Source organism: Mycoplasma sp. 4404, from assembly GCF_034863325.1.
Classification (GTDB): Bacteria; Bacillota_I; Bacilli_A; order Mycoplasmatales; family Metamycoplasmataceae; genus Mycoplasmopsis.
Genome location: NZ_JAYFFE010000001.1, coordinates 216,568 through 238,425, shown reverse-complemented (window position 1 = coordinate 238,425; position 21,858 = coordinate 216,568). Strand labels below are relative to the sequence as shown.

The window sequence follows — 21,858 nt, the reverse complement described above, 5'->3', positions numbered from 1 at the left end:
AGAAGAATTATAAAAAAACAAAACGTTTTGAAAATTGCATTAATTTTAAGTGCGACATTAATTCCTGTGGCATTTGTTGTTTCTTGTGAAAATTCTAAACAAAAAGAAATAAACTAGGACACTAAAAGTGGACAGAAGGGTTAATTAGACATAATAACACCTCAATGTTGTTGAGGTGTTTTCACATTATTTTTTGGTTTTTAAAAAATACAAAAAATCAGCACTATTTTTATCTAGCACTGATTGATTTTGATTGTTTATTAATTGTTAATTAACTTCTTATTTTTTCTTTCTACCAAATACAAAGATTAACATACCAATTAATCAAGTTGCTACTGAAGTAGCTACAAAGTATGGTCAGATTAAGATTGGTGATATTTCTTTTAATCTTTTATCAATAGTTGTTTGTTTAACTACATCTTCATTGTTATGAGAGTTAAGATTATTTAAAATTTCATATGAATCAGCAATTGCTTTATTAATTGCATCTTTTTGATATTTAGTTAATTTTTCAAATTTCTTAGATTTGGTTAAATCTACTAAATCATTTTTAGCTTTAGCTAATTCTTCAGCATCAACATATAATTGAGTAATTTGATTATGTTTATTATCAAATTCTTCGCTTGTAGCATTATTATCTAAAATGTTATTGATTAATGTTGCTTTGGTTTTGTCATTAAGCACGTCGCTCGCTTTAACTTGTTGAATTAATTTGTCTTTAACTTTAACGTTATTTAAGTTGTTTGTAAAGCTTGAATCATTAGCTAAATTCAATGTTTCACTAATTAATTTATCTCTGGTTTCATCAGAAATTTTGTTGTCTTTAGCTTCTTGATGTAATTGATCAATTAAGTTTAATCTAGCTTTTTCATTGTCTAATTTATTAGTAAATTCTTCGCTTGTTTCATCTAATTCTCTAATGTTTTGAGAAATTGAATCTTTTTGTTCTTGTGTCAAGTTTGGATTTTGTCTAATTTGATCAATTGCATTTTGTTTTTTATCAATGTTTTTAGCTATTTTGTTGTAGTTTTGTTCAGTTGGATTGTTAGTTAAAACATCTTCAACTAATTTAGCTTTATCGTTGTCGCTTAAAGCTTGATCATTATTAATTTTGCTTAATTTATTTAATTGATCTTTGATGTTATCAAAGCTTACTAAAGCATTTTCGCTATTAGCATTAATTGGGTCTAATTCAGCAATTAATGCATCTTTTTGAGCTTGTGGCAAGTCTGATTGGTTAATTTGTTCATAAAGTTTTGCTTTTTTATCAACATTACTAATTTGATGATCAAGACTTGATTTGGTTTGATTGTTATCTAAGTCAATAATTTCATCAACTAGATTTGCTTTATTTTCTTTAGTTAACTCATCATTTGCTTTAATTTGTTCAATTGCTTTAACTTTAGCCGAAATATTATCTGCTTCAGTAGCAAAATTATCTGAATCTTTTGCTAAGTTATGAACTTGATCAATTAAAGCTTCTTTAGTATTTTCATCTAAATTAGGGTTTTGTTTAATTTGGTCAATTAAATTCAATTTAGATTCAATGTTATTTAATTTATCAGTTAATTTACTGTCATCATGAGGCACATTAATTACTTCATTTACTAATTTGTTTTTGTCTTCATCGCTAATGTGTTCATTAGTTTGAATTTTTTCAATTAGTTTAGCTTTTTGATCAATTTTAGCAATTTGATTTTCTAAATCATCCTGTTTATTGTCTAAGTTAGCAACTTCATCAATTAATTGTGATTTTTGATCATCAGTTAAGTTAGGGTTGCTTCTGATTTCTTTAATTTTATTTTCTTTAAGTTCTTCATTAGCTAATTGATCAACAAATGTTTTATCTCTAGGGTCTAATTGGTTGATATTATCACTTAATTTTTCTTTATCTTCAGCGTTTAATTGAGAGTCATCAGTAGTGTTAATTCTTTCATAAGCTTTTTCTTTAGCTTTAATCATGTCTAATGTATCACTATATGAATTTTTGTTAGCTTTGCTGTTTAATTTATCATCAACATTAGCTTTTTGAATATCGTCGATTAAATCTGCTTTTTGTTCAGGTGTTAAATTAGCGTTGTTTTTAACATTATTAATTAAGTCTGCTTTATTAACAATTTTATCTAAATTGTCTTTGAAGTTTTGAACTTCATCAGCATTATCTGAATTAGAAGGAATAGCTAAGTCTTTAACTTGATCTATTAAAGCTTGTTTTTCAGCAGGAGTTAAGTTGTTATTTTTATTAACTTTTTCAATTGCTTTTTCTTTAGCATATTCAAAGTTTTTATCACCGTCAAGAGCATTTTTTGTATCAATTAATGCTTTTTCTAATTCTAATACTTTAGCAACGTCTTCATTTGAACCTTGTTTACTGATTAATTCATCAACTTTAGTTTTAGCTTCATCATAGTTGGCTTTTGGTTCTTGAGAAGCTGCGACATATTTAGGATTATCTGGTTGAGTTAATTCATCATTAATTGCTTTAGCAGTTTCTTTTAATTGACCCATAGCATTATTTAATGTTTGAGCCTTATCAACCACTTTATCAACATTAGCTAACAATTTAACTTTATCAACTTCTTCAATTAAAGCTGTTTTTTGAGCGTCATTAAGATGTTCAAGACTATTAATTAAGCTTCTTGCTTCAGCTTTTTTGTTATTGATTTTTTCATCACCGTCAAGGTTTTGAGCGGCAACATTTAATTTTTCAATTAATGAATCTATGTTGTCAATACTCAATTCAGCGCTTCCATTTTCTTTATCAGCTAAATTGCTTGCATCATTAAACGCTTTATCAAATTCACGCATTTTTACTTCAGTTGCGTTTTTATAATCAACACTATTAGGTATGTCTTGATTGTCGGCAACTGTTTGTTTAAGCTCAGCCATTTTTCCATCTAATGCTGCTGCTTCTTCAGTTACAGCTCTAACATCTTCAGGAGTTGTGGCTTTATCAACTTTAGCAATTAAAGCTAATTTTTGAGCATCATTAATGTTTTCTAAAGCATTAATTTTAGCAATTTCTTCAGCTCTAACTGTTTTAATGTGTTCTTTACCATTTAAGTTATCGATTGCTTCATGAACTGCATTGATTTTTTCTTCAATCTTATCATTGCTTAAGATGTCTTTTGTGTTATCACTTGGTTCGTTTAAAGCGTTTTCGTAGTCTTTTAAGGCTTGAATAGCATCGTCATATGCTTCTCTTAAATCTTCTTCTGAACCTGTGTAATTAATATCGTTTTTAATCTTAGTTTCGTTGTTTAAGTATTGATCAAGTGTAGCCATTGTACCATTAACTAATGCATTATTTGCATCAACGGCATTTACATCTACGGCTGAATTTTGCTCATTAATTTTAGCAATGGCTTCATCTTTTTGTTGATCAGTTAAATTATTATAAATTGGGTTTTCACCATTAATTTTGGCAATAGCATTTTCTTTAGCTTGAGCAACTTTTTCTTCACCGTTTAATCCATTGATTGCATTATTTAGTTCAGTAATTTTAGTATCAATTTGCTCAACACTTAAATTAGTTCCATTATCACCTAAATCTTCAGCTCTAATTGCTACTTGATTATTGTATTTAACTTGACGATCTTCATCAGCTTCAACATAATCAACACTTGTTTTATCAACTTCACCAATATCTTTGTAAGCTTTCATTTTGTTATCAATTGCTTTAGCTTTTTCAACAATATTATTAGCTTCACTTGCTTGGTTATTTTTGACTTGCTCAGTTAAGTATGATTTTTGAGCTGGATTTAAGTTAGTTAATTTATTAATTGTTTCAATAGCTTGGGCTTTAGCTGTTTCGTCAGCTTTGGCTTTATCTAAAAGATTTTTAACATTAATAGCAAAATCTTCATTTGTCTTATCTAATGTGGTAGCATCAATTTTAGCAATATATGTATCTTTTTCAGCTTTAGTTAAATTATCTAGTTTAGCTAATTCATCTTTGGCATTTGTTTGTGCATATTTAAGAGCCTTGTCATAAATGGCTTGTGTTTCTTCTTGTGTTGGAACTTTTTGTAATTTTTCTATTTCAGCTTTCAATAAGCCTTTTTGGTTTTCGTTTAGACTTGGGAAATGATCATTAATGTCATTTCTTAATACTTCTCTATTTCCATCAAGTGCTTCATCAGCAGTTTTTAAGGCTTCTTTACTTTGGTTTGCTTCATTAGCTAAACCATTTAATGAATCAGCAGTCGCAGTACTTAAATCTTTAGCTTTTAATTCTGCTAATTTATCTTTAGCGTTTTCCAAGGCTTGATCAACAGCTTCTTTTCTGTCTTGGGCATCGTTGGTATAAATACTTGTTGCAACTTTAGCTTCTGTAGAAGTAATTTGTTTTTCTAATTCGCCAAGATCTAAGTTTAATTTTTGAGCTTTTTCTAAGATTTTTTGTGCAGCTTCTTCATTAGTAGCATTACTTAATAACTCTTTAATTTTATCTTTTTGATCTTTTGATAAATTATCAAGTTTATTAACTTCTTCAGCTTTTTTGTTTTTGTTTTCTTCACCATTAAGTGCATCATAAGCAGAAATTAATTCTTCTTTAGCATTGTCAATTTCTGTTTTTAAAACATTATCTTTAACAATTAAATCATTTAAAGCCTGTAATTTTTCATCGTAAGTTTCTTTTAAAGCAGCATCTGCTAATCTATATTTGTCAGCGACTTTATTTGCTGATTTAGCCGTTTCATAAGTTAATTCGTCATCTTTTGCTAATTTTTGAATTTGTTCTTTTACAACGTTCTTAGCTTCTAAAATGGCAGTATTTAAAGCTGTAGCAGTTTCTTGAACTGTTGAAGCTTGTGATGTTGGCGATGTTTTAACTTGATTTTCAAATACGGCTTTTTGATTTTGGGTTAAATCACTTAAATCATTGATTGCGTTAATAGCCGCTTGTTTATTTTGATTTAATTGTTCAGCTTCTTGAATTATTGCTTTAACAGCAGCGTCATATTTGTGACCTTGAGTTTCATCAAGTGCTGCATTATTAACTTTTCCTAATAATTCAGTAATTTCTTCACTTGAAAGATTTGCATAATTATCATTATTAATTTTGTTTGATGCTTTGGTTTTACATAAACTTAATCCTTCTTGAAGAATGCTTGATTTTTCTTCCTGTGTTGGTTGTTTTTGTAAATTATCAACTTTGTCCTGTAAAGTTTTAATTTCACTAGGATCTAATAATTCTCAATTATTAAGATCTTCTTTGAATTTATTTCTAAATCCATCTAAGGCATCAATTGCATCATTTAAAGTTGACGTTTGAGTGTTAATTTCAGCGGTTTTTTCAGCAATTTGATCTTTGTTTAAATTACTTAAATTTGCTGTTTCATAGCCTTTTAATGCCTTTTTAGCATCTTGAATTGCTTGATCAAATTTAGCTTGGTTACCTGTTGTATCACCTGTATATTCAAGTTTATCTTTTTCGCCTTCAGCTTCAGCTATTTTAGCTTTAAGATCACTAATAGCTTTATCTAAGTTTTTAGCCGCTTCAATAATTTTGTTTGCTTCTTCTTTATTAGCAGCACCATCAATTTTATCTTTGATAGATTGTTTTTGTTCAGGTGTTAAATTGTTTAAATCATCAATTCTTTGGTTTAATGCATTTTGGTTTTGATCACCATTTAAATCATTATAAGCAGTTTTTAAATTGCTTAATACTGTATCAACAGCACTTGATTCTGAGTTAGCGCCATTAGTTTTATTAAGTAATTCTTGAGCTGCTGATAAAGCATTATCATAAGCTTGTTTTTTATCAGCATCTGCTAAAGTATAAACAATGGCCGTTTTAGCATCATTGTTTTGATCATCTTCAACTGTTTTTTTAGTTAAAGCAGTTAATTCAGCTTTAACAGCATTACTTAAGTCTTTCATTTTATCATTTAATGTGCTTGCTGTTGTACTGCGAGTCTGAATTGCTTCAGTTGAAGTAGCTGATTTTAAATCTGATTTATAAGCATCTAATTGATTGTCATTTAAATAAGGGTAATTATTTGTTGCATCAGCAATAGCTTTTTCAATTTCTGCTTTAACTTGAACTTTAGCAACTTCATCAAGAGCATTAGCGTTTGCTAATTCATCTAATAAAGCTTGTTTTTTTGGTTCAGGAACGTTGTCATTAATGTATTGGGTAACTTTTTCTTTTTCAGCTTGTAAAGTTGTTTTAAACCCTCTTAAAGTAATTGTTCTTGTATTAGTTGAAACAACTACTGGATTTTGTGGATCATTATTTGAAATCAATATTGCTTTGGTTGAAGCAATTTTGAATGTTATATCTAATGTACCATTGTCATTGTTTGGCGATAATTCAATACTACTTAGATAACCTTCAACATCTAAGTCTGCCGGGTTGTTAAACGCTTTAATAGCTTCTTTAGCAACTGCACTTGGCAATTGATTTCTGTCAATTGCGTTAGTATCGCTTTCATTAATAGTAAATGAATTGTTTGAATCAGCTAAAACAGCATCTACTCTTTGTTGTTCAGTTAAAGTACTTAAGGCATTATCATTATTTAAAATATAAGTTTGACTTGATTGAACACTTTCAAGATTTTCTTTAGTTGATTGATATTTGTAACTTAAGTCTAATTTACCTGTTAATTCATTTTGATTTGAAATAACTCAATCAACTGGTTTTACATCTGCAGGGATTGTAGAATTGTTAAATTCAACATCATCTTTAGTAATTTCACTAGCAGTTTTAGTATTTTGTGAATTATCTTTAACTTTGGCAGTTGCAGTTTGTAATGAATTTAATCTAGTTAATTCATCATTATAACGTTGTTGACCATTTAAATTATTAATTGCATTTTGAACTTCAGTATTCATTGAGTCAACATTAGTTTTATTCATCAATTCAGAATTATTCGCAGTATTTAAAGCAGTTAATAAATCTTCTGCTTTTTTAATTACTCCACCTTTTTGACCATTATTTTTAGTAGGATTACCATCATAAGCGGCTCTTAAATCATTTGTTGTGTAAATATAATCATCGCTTGTTACAACAGTATTTTGATTTGTAATGAAATCACGCAAGGTTTTCATTGAAGAATTTAATGCATTATTAGTTTTATCTTGACTGTTAACATCTGCAATGGTATTTTTAGCATTAATTAAAGCGATTGCTTTTTCTTTTTGTTTATCGGTTAATGATGAATAATCAGAATTAACTTTAGCAATTGCTTGTTCTTTAGCTTCTTGTAATTTTTCATCACCATTTAAATTACTAATTGCATCTTGAATTGCTTTATTTCTAGTTTTAACTTCTTCTAATGATAAATTAGGGCCTTGAGTTTTATTAACATCAGTTTTTTGTTGATTTACTGCATTATCTAAAGCACTCTTATTATCTGCTTGAGTATAATCTATGCCTTGTTTAATTGTTTCAATATTATTAGTTGCGTCAATGTAAGCTTTCATTGCATTATTTAAATCATTTGCATCAGTAACTTTTTGGTCTAATTGATCGATTGAAGCATTTTGGATTGCTTCTTTAATAGCATTTTTTTGTGCATTATTTAAATATTGATAATTATCAATTGCTTTTTTCTTTTCATCTTTTTGATTTTGTTCATATTGAGCTTGAGTTAAAAAACCAGCTCTAGTTTGAGAATTAGTTACATTACTATAAATATTGTTATTATTTACAGTTTGCCCTTCAATTGTTACAAGATCACTCGCTAATCTTGTAGTCTTAAATTTATATGTATAAGTAACTGAACCAGAAGCATCATCAGTTGAATCTTGATTCACATTCGTTAAACTAATTTTATTAGCATTAGCAAAATTAGAATCAATTAAACCAACATTATAATCAGTATTTAATGTTGAATCTGAAGCACGTTTAATTGGATTAGAAACAATTGTAATATTAGTAATCTTATTTGTATTAGAATCTTGATTTACTAAATTATTTAATCTAGTTACTTCATTTTGAAAACCAGTTATTTCTGCAGTCTTTTCTGTTGAAATTGCATTAACATCTTTAGTTGATTGCAATTTATATGCAATTTTAATTTTTCCAGTTATATCGTTATAACCAAGATATCTAACACTATTTGCATAAATTTTTGTATTGGTTGGCAATTGTCAATCAATATCAACATTTGGATCATTTGCTTTTACAACAGTTGAGGCTTGAATATTAGGTTTTTTATTTACCTCTTTATATTCTGGAGTAGCGCTTAAAGTTTTAATTCTTGATTGTTCATCACTAAAACCAGTAATTGTATAAGTTTTATTTTCTGTATAGACGTTGTCTTTATCACTTGATTTAAGAATTTTATAAGTAACTACTAAAGTACCAGCATTATCATCAGCTTGACTACTAATAATTTTAGTTTCTACCCCTTGATTATTAGGATTAATGTTATCAGTAGTAATTAAATTTTGATCTGCAGTTGAAGGTTTAATGTTTTTATCTGGATAACCAAAAGTAGCAGTATAGTCTTTAATTCTAGCTCTTCCATTATTAATATCAGTTCATTTATCAACAATAGTTTTGATATTTTTATCTGAACCGATTAGAACTTTATTAGAATAGTCTTCATCAGCTACATAAGTATCTTTATACAATTGAGCTTGACTAATTAATCGATTAACATTATCTTTTTCATCTTGACTTAAATAAGTAAGACTATTAATTTGATTTTTTGCATTTGATATCGCAATATCAAACGCAAGTTTCATTTCGTCATTAATAATTGAATAATAATTTTTATTAATTGCTAAAGTTTTAGTTTGAGCATTATAGGTAAAAGGGCCTTGTCATACCAATTTTCCTTCTAGAGAATTAATGATATAGAATTTTTCACCACTAGTTTCATTACCATTTAAGAAAGTAAAATTGTTTATTTCTTTTTTAAATTCTTCAACAGCCCCATTAATTTCATCGCCAGTTAATTTATCGATTCAATTTTGTTGCAAAGTATTTTTTCCATTAGTGTAAAAAGTGGTTAACGTTTGAGTTGTGTCAAAAATGTTCGGAATTGTCTTATTATTTGCATCTTTTAAATTTGCATCAAAAGTATCAAAAGAATTTAAATTAATAGAATTGGTTGATTTTGTAAAAACAGCATAATTTTTAAAATCATTTTGAGGTTTTTGTTGCTCTAAAATTTGAGTTTTTAAATTATTTTTTTCTGTTACAAGAGAATTTAAATTTGCAATAGTATCTAAAACATTCTTAATATTAGATTTGTATAGACTTGATTTTGTAGAGTCAAAAGTTTTAACTTCTTCTTCAGTTGTTAAAGTATCAATAACATTTTGAATAAGATTATTAGTTAACAAATTAGTTGCTCTTGTATTATTTGTTGAATAAGTTTGAGAATTAGCTTTTGTAATTTCATAATCATTCAATTTGTTATATAGAGAATTTAAATTATTTTTACCAGAAGTTAGAATTGCATCAAGTCTATCTCCTAAAACTTTTTTAATTGTTTGTAAAATTCGACTTAAAAAATCAAATGATTCTAATGTACTATATTTACTTGAGTTACTTCTATCTTGTGCTTTTGGATCATCATTATATTCAGCAGATTTAAGTTTAATAATGCCAGAATTCGTGTTGATAAAATCTTCTAAATTATTTTTAACTTCTAAATCAGCTAAAGCATAAAGCATTTTATTTGTGGCAATTGTATTTCAATTACTATCATAGATTTGAGTATTAAGTGGAGATTCACGAACCTCTTTATATTTTTCTTCTATTGATTTTTGTAAATCATCAATTGTATTAATTTTCGTTTTTCAACTATTTTTAGCTGTTTCATTTGTAAATTCATTATCAACATTAAAAGATGTATCAGCTTCAACATATTTAGTTAAAGCATCTTTTTCACCTTTAGTTAATCATGTTTTAGATTGAATATATCTTTTAAGATATTCTAAGTCTGTAAATGTGTATTCAATTGGTGCAAAATCAAGATATTCTCTTCCAAAAGTAGTTGATGCAGAAGCTGTCGTAGATTTAGCAATCATTCTTCATTTTTTGGTATCTGTACCAGGGGCAAAAGAAGCATTTAGACGTAAATTATCCAAGTTATTGTATTTTTTATAATCTTGATAAATATTTCTTGTTCTAATTACATTTTTGCTGTCATAAGAAACACCATTTTTATCTATATTGTATGCGAAAGCACTATTTCCGTTTTCAGAAATAGATAAATTAGCTTGTGGGATTCCATCAGTTGCTTTATTGTAAAATTCAAGATTGTCTTGAATTTTTTCTTCAGTGTTAAATTTCTTTAAATATGACTGTTTACGATCAGCCATTTTAATAAATCCACCAATAACCTTGTGTTCATCTCTATTATTTAAATTTCTATATTCTGAAACTCCAAAATATGTTTTCTTTCCAGTGGTAGAACCAGCATTACCAGAATATAATTGATTAAAAGGTTCAGCTGAATTATTGAATTGTTTCATTTCTAATTCAACTACAGCTCCTGCAACAATTTCATTATGCGATGTACTTGTATTAACTCTAAAAACAAATAATCCACCTTGATTTTGAGTTATATTATTTTTAGTAATAACAGGAGTCTTATCCCTAATTATTGAGTTTTGAAACAAACCAAAACCAACTTTATTATATTTATCGGTTGTGAAACTAAAATTAGAATTTTTTAATACTTCTGGAGTATAACCTCTAATTAAAACATCATAAAGTTCATTACTTCCTTGTTTTCTAGTGTTTTTTCATCAGTTTCTTTGATTTTTATTTGCATCTGACATATTATTTTCGTACTCATTTGGAATATGATCATAATATGGCAAATAAGCATAGTTGCTAATGTAAGCCATTTTTGACTTACCGTTTATGGTTGTACTAACTGATTTCTCTGCGCTAGTTAATTGTTGCGTTTTACCTATTCATGGGCTTATTTCCATTGTGCCAATATTAGCTTTTGGATCATCATTGATATTTATAGTATATGTAGTTAATTTACCTTCGGTTTGATCAATATTAACACTGTTACTATCTTCTTTAACAAATAAATGAATTTTGATATCACCAACTAATCTAATATCCTCTGAAAAGTAAATTCCAGCATTAAAAAAGTCATTATTTGTATCAGCATTAGTTAAGTTAACACCAACTTTAACTTTTTTAGTATTAGTTAATGGATTATATCCATTTCCATTTCATCAAGAACCAGTGTTATCAGGTAATGATGATGAAGCACCATCTCTTTCTCAAGAATACATATTACCAATTTCATTAGCAAAACCCTCACCGTTTCAATTAGTTTGATTAATATTTGATGGTAAACCTGGAGTTGAAGCATCGAATAATCTATACCATGCATCACCAGTTGCGCTTCATTTAAGCTTATTATTTCCAGTTTGACTTAAATTAGTTACTCCATCTGCATTTAAAGAGTTGTATCACCTATGAACTGTGCCATTACTATAATTATCATAACCTGTTCAAATATCATCTGAAATATTAGAATTAACTTTATCAAACACATAATTATCATTATTAATTGCAATATTCTCATCTTGTTTTGAATGATTTGCTGAAAGAGTCAAAGTAAGTCCTATTAATGGTGCTGATGCAGGCACGATTAAAAGACCTTTTTTTAATGCTTTATTTTTCATACATATCTCCTATTCAATATATATAACTATTTTGTAATATATATATATATATATATATATTCATTATATATTAATTGTAGAATTATGAAAAAATTAAAACCTTTTTGAAAATCGTATCAATTTCAGGTATGACATTAATTCATGTGGCATTTGTTGCTTCTTGTAAAAATTCTAAATAAAAGAAATAAACAGGTCACTAAAAGTGGACAGAAGGGTTAATTAGACATAATAACACCTCAATGTTGTTGGTGTCGTTTTACATTTATGAAATTTTTAAGTGATTTTTAAAAATACAAAAAAATCAGCACTATTTTTATCTAGTACTGATTGATTTTGATTATTAATTAACTTCTTATTTCTTTCTACCGAATACAAAGATTAACATTCCTAATAATCAAGTTGCTACTGAAGCAGCTATAAGGTATAGTCAAATCGCCATTGGTGAGTTTTCTTTTAATTCTTTAGTAATAGCTGTTGTAAGCACGTTTAATCCTTGAATATCTCCAGCCTTAGAAATTAATTGTTTAATATTTTTAAGGTCTGTTGAGTTAAGTTTTTTCTTAGCTTTTGTAGATGTTTCAAAGTAATTGTGTTTAATTACAGCGTTTGCTAAAGTATCGATATTAGCAAAGTCTGAAGCATCAGCTAACTCTTCAAAGTTATTTCTTGATTTGTTTGTTGTGATTGAATCAACTAAATCAAGTAAGTTTTGAGTTTTAGCAATAGCAGCTTCTCCATTTGCATCTGAGAATGCTTTTGAATTAAATTCATTAATTGCTTTAACAACATTTTCTCTATGTTTGTTTGAAGCATCTGTTCCATATGTACTTTGTAAGTATTGGTTTGTTAAATCGTTTAATTCATCTACTTTTTTATCGTAGTTAGCTTTGTTTAAAGCTTTAGCATCTTCGATAGCTTTTGCTAATGATTCAACATCTATAGCGTTTTTAATAGCTTCAGAAGCTTTGAATTTTTCTGAATCTGATGAATTTGGTTCATCTGATAAGTATGAAAGTTTAGCAACTTCTTTAAGAGCTTCTTCTTTAGCGGCATCTAAGCTTGCACTTCCATCAAGAGCAGCAGTTGCATTATTTAATTTATTTGTTAAATCAACGATATTATCTGCTGGCTCATTAAAGTTAGTAATATCTTTAATTGCTTCTACATTAGCTTTAGCTGCATCAAAGTTAGCTTTTGGTTGTTCTGAAGATTCTGTGTAAGCAATTGTTTTTTGTGCTTTAGAAGCTTTATCTAGAGCTTTTTTAGCATTATTCATTAAAGTAGCATTGCTTACAATGTTATTTACATCTGTAACAGCTTCTTTAGCATTAATATCAGCTTTAGCAGTATCTTTTTGCGCTTCTGATAAGTAAATTAACTTATCAATAGCAGCAATAGCATCTGCTTTAGCTTTTGCTAAGTTTGAATCTCCGTTTAATGATTTGTGAGCATCTTTAAGAGTTTGCACTTTATCTTGTAAGTTTTCTACAGCGTTCTGGAAGTCTTCTTTGCTTTCTAACGAAATTAAATTATCTAATGCTGTAGTTAATGCATTTTGTTTGTCTGCATCGGCTTCTTTGAATTGAACTTTTTCTTTAACTGGGACAATTTCTTTAATTGTTTCTAGAGCAGCATCAACTGCTTTTGCATTTGCAACAATGCTATTTACATTGTCAATTGTGTTTTGTTCTTCAACTTTAGCTTTAGCAGCAGCTTTTTGTGTTTCTGAGATGTTTTGTAATGCATCAATAGCTTGATTAGCTTTTTCTTTAGATTTAGCTAATCTATCTTTACCATCAAGGTTACTAATAGCATTTGCTAATTTGCTTGTTAATGATTCAATGTCTTGTAGTTTGTTTTCAAAGTTCATTGTGTCTTTGATTGCATTTACAGCATCTTTAGCTTTATTAAATGCATTTTTAGCAGCATCTGAAGCTTGTGTGTAATCCACTTTATCTAATTTGTCGTTAGCAGCTTCAAGTGTAGCTAATGCATTGTTTAATAATTTTGCATTATTAACAATGTCTTGTGCTTTTGCAAGTGTGTTTGTGTCTTCAGATTTAATTAAATCTTTAGCAGCATCTTTTTGAGCTTTTGATAAGTTGGTTAATTTATCAATTTCTTTAATTGCCTCAGTTTTAGCTGTAGCTAATTTATCATCTCCATTTAATTTTCCAGTTGCTAATGTCATATCTGATAATAAATTATCTGCGTTAGCAATTGGTTGTTTTGGATCTGTAAAGCTTGAAATAGCATCTTTGATAGGGTCTTTAGCATTAGTAAATGCAGTTTGTCTATCTTCATCAGCTTCTGTGTAATCAGGAGTTGTTTGTTTTGCTTTAGCAGATTCTAATGCATCAACTAATTCTTTTAATTTAGCAACATTATTAAGGATTTGATCAATTAATTGTTTTGAATTTGTTGATTCATCTTCAATAGCAGCTTTAATTAAATCTTTTTGACCTTGAGATAATCCTTCAATTCCATCAACTGTTTTCTTAGCTTCTTCTTTTGCTGTCGCTAAGTTAGCTAAACCATCAAGTAATTCAGATTTAGCATCTAAAGTGCTAATAAGTGCATCAGGATCATCACTTAATACTTCAAAGTTTGTTGTGTTCTTGATTGCATCAAGTGCTTCTTTAGCTTTGTCAAAGTTAGCTTTTGGTTCATTTGAAGCTTCTACATAAGCTGGTGTGTTTTGTTTATCAGCAGCTTCATTTGATTTAGCGATAGCTTTATCAACTTTTTGAGCATTTGAAAGCACGCTAGCTACTTGATCTTTAGTTGTAACGTTTCTAATTGAATCTTTAGCAGCGTCTTTTTGAGCTGGTGTTAAGTTTGTTAAAGCATCAATCTTAGCAATAGCATCGTCCTGAGCTTCTTTTAAGTTTCTAGCTCCATCTAAGTTGCTGATTGCATTATTTAAGCTAGATGTTAATGTGTCGATGTTTGCAATAGGTTGTGAGAAGTCTTCAACATCTTTAATTGCATTAACTTTGTCTTTTGCAGCATTAAATGCATCTTTAGCAGTTTTTGAAGCATCAATGTATGCTTTTGTTTTTTCAACTTCATTTGCTGCGTTTAATGCTCCTTTAGCAGTATTTAATTTTTTAGCATTTTCAAGAGTTGCTTGAACGTCACCGATTGTTTGTTTTTTATCAACTTCAGCTTTAGCAGCTTGTCTTTGAGCATCTGATAAGTTTTCTAATCCTTCGATTTTAGCTTTAGCAGCAGCTTTTGCAGCATCTAAGTTTTGTTGACCATCAAGTGAGTCAATTGCGTTTTTCAGTTCTTCTGTTTTGTTTGTGATTTGGTCAATTAGATTTGTTCTAAAGTCCATAATTGACTCAACACCTGGTAAGTTGTCAAACGCTGTTTGAGCAGCTTGTTTTTTATCTGTAGGTGTTGTTGATGCTTCTGTGAATTGTGGTTTTGATTTAACATCATTAAATCTTTGAACTTGTTCGATAGCTGCATCAACATTTGTTGCGTTTGTAGCAATGTCTTTTGCTTCTTGAACTGTTGTAGCAGCATTTACTAATTGTTTTGCTTTATCTTTTTGAGTTTCTGATAAGTGTTGTAATCCTTCGATTTTAGCTTTAGCAGCAGTTTTTGCATCATCTAAGTTTTGTTGACCATCAAGTGAGTTGATTGCGTTTTTAAGAGCTTCTGTTTTCTCTGCAATGTCAGCAATAGAACTTGTTGTAAAGTCTGTTACTGTTTCTACACCTTGTAAGTTGTCAAACGCTGTTTGAGCAGCTTGTTTTTTATCTGTAGGTGTTGTTGATGCTTCTGTGAATTGTGGTTTTGATTTAACATCATTAAATCTTTGAACTTGTTCGATAGCAGCGTCAACATTTGTTGCGTTTGTAGCAATGTCTTTTGCTCCTTGAACTGTTGTGGCAGCATTTACTAATTGTTTTGCTTTATCTTTTTGAGTTTTTGATAAGTATTGTAAGTTTTCAATTTCTCTAAGAGCAGCATCTTGAGCATCTTTTAATTTATTTGCTCCTGATAAACCATCTTTTGCGTTATTTAAATTATTAATTAATTCTTGTTTATTATCAACTTGTTGTGTTCCATCTGATTTTGCAGCAATAGCATTTTCAATTGCTTTTTTAGCGTCATTGAATTGTTGTTGTTCCTCAGGTGTTGATTGTGTGTATTTTGGAGAATTAATAATTTCTTTAGCTTCTTCAAGTTTTTGTGCTAATTCATTTAAGTCGTTAGCATTATTTTTAATGCTTTCTACAACTTGTGAATTTGCAGCTTTTTGAATTTGATCTTTAATTTTATTTTTGATTTGTTCATCTAATGGAGATAACTTATCAATTTCAGCATTGGCAGCATCTCTTTTACTTTGAAGTTCTGTTTCTCCATTAAGAGCATTTTTAGCATTAGTTAAGTTTGCTAATTTAGTTACTAACTGTTCATCTGGATTTTGGAAGTCAACTTTTTGTTTTAAATCAGTAACTTTATCAAGTGCATTGTCAAATGCAGTTTGTAAACTTCTTTCTGCTTCTGTATATTTAACTTGTTGTTTAACTTTGCCATCTTCTTTAGCTTGTCCTAAAGCTGAATCAATATCTTGAGCATTTTTAGCAATAGCTTTTATTTGTTCTAAATCATTTGAATTTGCAACTAAATTGTTGGCAGCTGATACTTGAGTTGGTGTTATGTTTTGTAAATTATCAATAATAGATTTAGCTTTTGCTCTTTCAGTTCTAAGTCTTTCTTCTCCATCAAGAGCACCTTTAGCATTAGTCAATGCTTGTTTTAAGTCATGAATATTTGAAATTGGATTGTTAAAATCAGTATGATTGCTATATGCAGCAACTGCTTTTTTAGCATCATCAAATGCTTGTTGATTTGAAGCTTGTGTGTAGTTTGGTGTAGTTTCTGTTGCGATTGCATCTTTTAAAACACCTAAAGCATCATTTAATTTAGATGCATTGTTTTTGATTGACTCGATTGAATCAAGACTGTCTGCAGCTTTAATAGCAGCTTTAGCAGCGTCTTTTTGAGCTTTTGATAAATTAGACATTCCTTCAATAACAGCTTTAGCTTCTATTTGAGCTGTAGTTAATCTATCTTGACCATTAAGACCCTCAATAGCATTTTTTAAGTTTTTAGCTAATTGAGCATCAACTGGTTGAGTAAAGTCTGTTTGATCTTTAATGTTGTTAACTGCATTTTTAGCATTAATAAATGGTTGCTTTCTATCATTTGAAGCTTGTTTATAGTTTGCAGTTTTTTCTGCTTCTAACGCTCTTTCTAATTGAGCTTTAGCAGCATCAAGATTTTCTACATTTGCTTTAATAGCATCAATTGTTGCAACTACATTTGAACCATTAACAGAATTTTTTGCAGTTGTAATTTGTTCTTCACTTAAGTGTGATGCAGCATCAATAGCAGCAAGCGCTTCTTGTCTTGCAGTTTTTAATCTTTCATCTCCATTAAGAGCTTCTCTTGCAGTTTGTAATCTTTGTAAATCTGTAGATAAGTTAGGAGTTGGTTGTGTAAACTCTGTTACTGATTTTCAAGATTGTAATTCTCCAACAACTGAATCAAAGTTTCTTTGTGAACCATCTTCGGATTGTTTGTAATTATCTGTTTGTTTAACAGTTTCATTATCCTTAAGCTGACCAATAGCATTATTTAAATCTCTTACATTTTCAGAAATAGAATCTATTAATGCAAGAGTTTGTGCATTATTAATAGCTTCAATAGCTTTTGTTTTTTGAACCTCTAATAAATGAGGTATTTGAGCAGCATCATTAATTTTAGCAATAGCAGCTTCTCTAGCCTTTCTTAATCTATCATTCCCATTAAGAGCAGCTGTTTTAGTATTTAAATCACTTGTTAATGTTTGGATATTTGGTGTTTCATATTCAAAATTATTTTGTGATTTAATTGCATCTACTTTTGCTCTAGCACTTTCATATGCTTCTTTTTTGTTTGTATCTGCTTGTAAATGGTTTGGTGTTTGTCATTGAGCATTTGCAGTTTCTAATGCGGCTAAAGCAGCATTAAGTTTTTCAGCATTAGCCCTAATTGATTGCACTTTAGCAATTGAGTCTGTCGCGTCTTTTTCTACAGTAGCTATTGCAAGATCTCTTTGTGATTGTTCATCTAATTTAGTATATGACTTAATATCTCTGATAGCATTCTCTTTAGCTTTTGCTAAGTTTGTATCCCCATCAAGAGCAGTTGTTTTTCTCTTAAGATCAATTGCAGCTGCATTAAATTGACTTTGTGTTGTTTTGTTTACAAGTGATTCAAAGTTTGTCTCTGTTTCTAAGTTGTATGCATTTATTTTACCTAATGATGTATCAAAAGCTGTTTTTAGGTTTGTTGGTGTCGTTGAAGCTTCTGTATATTTAGGTGAATTCTTTGCTGTTTTAGCATCATTAAGAATAGCAAGAGCATTATTGACTAATTTATATGCTGCTACTAAATCTTTAAATTCTTCATTTGTTGATTTTGAACTAATTAATTCTTTTGCTTTAAGTTTTTGTTCTTTTGATAAGTTTGCAAAATTATCAATTTGATCAAAAGCATATTGTTTTTGTGCTTCTAATAATTTATCATTAACACCAGCAATTGTATTTTGTGAATCAATTTCATTTTTAGCAGTTTGTTTTTGTGTTGTAGTTCATGTGTCAGAGCTAAATCCATCAATAGTATTTTTAGCAGCTGTTTTTGCATTATCTAAGTTTGTAATTCCATCTAGATTGCTAATAGCATTTTGTAAATTAGTAGTTAAGCTATCAATATTTGTAATAGCAGTTTTAAAGTCGCTTGTATCTTTTATTGCATCAACAGCATTTCTTGCTGATTCAAAAGCAGCTTTTTTATTTGTTGGTGTTGTTGATGCTTCTGTATGGTTAGGTTGATTAAGATGATTGTTATTAGCAATTTGTAATTGTTCACGTGCAGCATTTAATTTTCTTGCATTTGAAACAATTTCATCAACTTTAGCACTTGAGTTTGTATCAACCTCATTTACTTGATTTTTAGCAAGTTGTATTTGAGATGATGATAAGAAAGTCAATTTATTAATTTCAATTAAAGCGTTTGATTTAGATGTAGATAAATTTGTATTTCCATTTAAATCATTAATAGCAGTGGTCATATTTGAAACTAAATTGCTTAAATCACCGTTTGGAGTAGTAAAGTTTGTATTATCTTTTACTCCATTAAGAGCTTCAAATGCATTATCGAAGTTTGATTTATTTGGATTCGGTGTTGCTTCAATATAGTTTGGTTTTGCTTTTTCTGCAATAGCTTCATCATATTTAGCTCTAGCATTTGATAAACCTTCAGCATTTGCTTTGACTGCATTAACTGAATTAATTGTTGTTTGTTGATTAATTTGTTTTTCGGCTTCAGTTTTTTGTGTGCCACTTAAATTTAAACGTTTAACTGCGGCAATAGCATTTGTTTTAGCTGTGTTTAAATTTGTAACTCCATTAAGATTAGCTGTTGCACTTGATAAATTAGTTAACTTAGTTTGTAAGTTTGGATATGCTGTATCAAAGTTTGTATATGTAGTTAAATCATTTAATGCTGAAATAGCATTATCAAAGTTTGATTTATTTGGAGTTGTTGATGCTTCTGTATATCTTGTTTCATTATTTGTTTTAATCGCTTTAGCAGCAGTAAGTTTTGGAACTTCATTATTAACAGATGTTGCATTATTAACAATGGCATCAATTTGATCTTTAGATGATTTTGAGTCAATTAAACGTTTAGCAGCATCTCTTTGAGTATTTGTTAAGTTACTTAATTGACCAATTTTGTTTTTAGCATCAAGTTTTTGTGCTTCAAATAATTTACCATTAACACCAGCAATTGTAGATTGACTTTCAACTTGATTATTAGCATTATTTTTTTCTGTTTCACTCAAGTTTGGAAGTGAATTAATAGTTTGTCGAGCAGCAGCTTTAGCAGCATTCACATTATCAAATCCGTTAAGTGCTTTACGAGTTTTTACCAATGCATCTTTAGCAGATTTAATTGTATTAATAGATTCTGATGAGTAGGTTGAAATATCTTTTAAATTTTCAGCAACTTTGATCGCTTCATCAAAATTATCTTTTTTATTATCACTTGGTTCTTTTGCACCTGTTGTAGCTTCTGTGTAATTACTATGATTATTATTATCTTGGTTTTCTTTAATATCCTTAGATAGCTCTAATTCTTTTCTTAAATCATTAAGCTCTTCTGCTCAAGTTCGAATAGGAGTAGCAGATGAAATATCTTTTGCATTACTAATTAAATTTCAAGCTCCATCTCTTTGAAGTGTCAATAATTTATTTAGAGGTATTAATGATACAGTAGTTCCATCTTCTTCTCAAGTAGGATTACTTTCAAAAAGGACTTTTCTGGCTTTCTCTTTGAAATTATCGAAGTTTATCTTTCCATTTAATTTCAATCTTGCTTGATTTAAACTTTGATATGCTGTGTTAACTTGAGGTTGTCTTGCACTATTATTTTCAAATACTTTTTTAGCTGCTGTTAAAGCTGCATTGTAAGCATTTTTTAAATCATCATCTGCATCAAGATATGGATGCTGATTAAAGAAATCACCTTTCGAATAATTAATTTCTTCTTCAAGTTTTGTTTTATCAGCTTTTTTTCTGTATATAGTTTGCACTACTACAGCATCTTCTAGAAATGAATTATTAAGTTTTTTTCTATATACATTCTTATTTGTTGAAACAATATCAAATCCAGGTATTGCAGTAGGATTAAATGAAATAGAGTTCGCTTTCTGCTCATTTGAAAGTCCATTTAAACTAGCAGGAATAATATCATTTATTAAATATTCATTTTTCACTGTATAAGATGCATTACCTGATGTTGGAGTTAATCTTTGCGCAGGAATTTGAACATCTTTAGTGAATGTTTTATATGATCAATCCACTGGAGATGTAATAGTCTTTGTTAATGTTGAATTGGTTGCAGGTATATTTGTAGTGTCATAAATATCCTCAAACACTTGTTCTACAATAACAGGGTATCTTTCAAATTTCTTTGTTTCTTTCTTTCTAACACCATTTAAAAGAACTCTAGAGTAAGTACCATCATCTTGCCGTGATCTTTCAGATGTCATAACTCCTGAAAAATAACCTTTTTGTGCACCTGGAATAGGTGCTGTTTTAAATTTAATCTCAAATTTTGAATGATCTCATCCGGCAGTTTGAAATTCATAATCGTAAGTAAAATCTCTAATTGATGTTTTCTTACCATCAATAAATTTACCACCTGGATCATTAATATCGTTTCTATTTCATGTCGAAAATAGAAGATTTTGCACATGATTAGAACTATTGCTTGGTTTATTCTGAAGGTTATATCACTCGACTTTGTCCAGTGAAGATCTAGTTAGCTCATCATTTGTACCATAGTGATGTCAAGAACCACCAAGACCAACTTGATTTAATTGACTTGAAGATAATTCTTGTCCTGGTTGTAACGTAACTGAACTAGTGATTAGTCTATCAGAACCATCTTTTTGGAATCTCTTAATTTCGACAGGTGAACTTAATTGTATGTCTTTAGTAAGATAGAAAGCAAAATATGCTTTTTGTTCACTATCAATACCTTCTATTTCTACGAAACCAAAAGGTTTAAAATACTGAAGTGTCCAATCAATTGTACCATCCTCATTTACGACTTTATCTATTTGCATAGATTCTCTTACTTTAGACTCAGGAAACTCTTTTATGTGACTCAATGATCAAAATTTATAATAGTATGTTCCATATTCATCACAATCTTCTCATACATAATCTGTCTGACTTGGATGGAATGTTCCTATGTTCTCTCTACCTGTTCAATTTTGAATACCCTCATCTCATCTACCTGTTGGTGATAAACTCACTTCACGGGGTTCATTATTTGCAGATGCACTTACTGTTGTAAGTAAAGCAAGTGGAGCTGTAACTCCTGCGCTTAAAGGTAAAAGAATTCATTTTTTCTTGTTTTTTAAATTCATAAAATTTCCTTTTTCAATAAATACTTAAGGAAGCTAAAACTATTAATTTTTAAGCTAGAAAAGCACTTATTTTATTCTTTTTTATAAGTCAAATATTCATATTAAATATACTTATATATAGCATAAAAATCATATTTGAGGCAACTTTTTTTTTTTTTTTTACAAAAAATGTAATTTTTTACATATTTTTACCCTTAAAGTTTCACATTTATAAAATTTTTAAGTGATTTTTGTGA

At 29.0% G+C, this 21,858-nt stretch carries 2 protein-coding genes; both read right to left on the bottom strand.

The window, feature by feature from the left end; genetic code table 4:
• Positions 1-279: 279 nt before the first annotated feature.
• Positions 280-11,619, bottom strand: a complete 11,340-nt coding sequence (locus VBN07_RS00895) for a hypothetical protein (protein WP_323177448.1) — start codon at positions 11,617-11,619, stop codon at positions 280-282.
• A gap of 352 nt (positions 11,620-11,971) precedes the next feature.
• On the bottom strand, positions 11,972-21,622 hold the full coding sequence (locus VBN07_RS00890) for a hypothetical protein (RefSeq protein ID WP_323177447.1): 9,651 nt from the start codon (positions 21,620-21,622) through the stop codon (positions 11,972-11,974).
• Between the last annotated feature and the right edge of the window lie 236 nt (positions 21,623-21,858).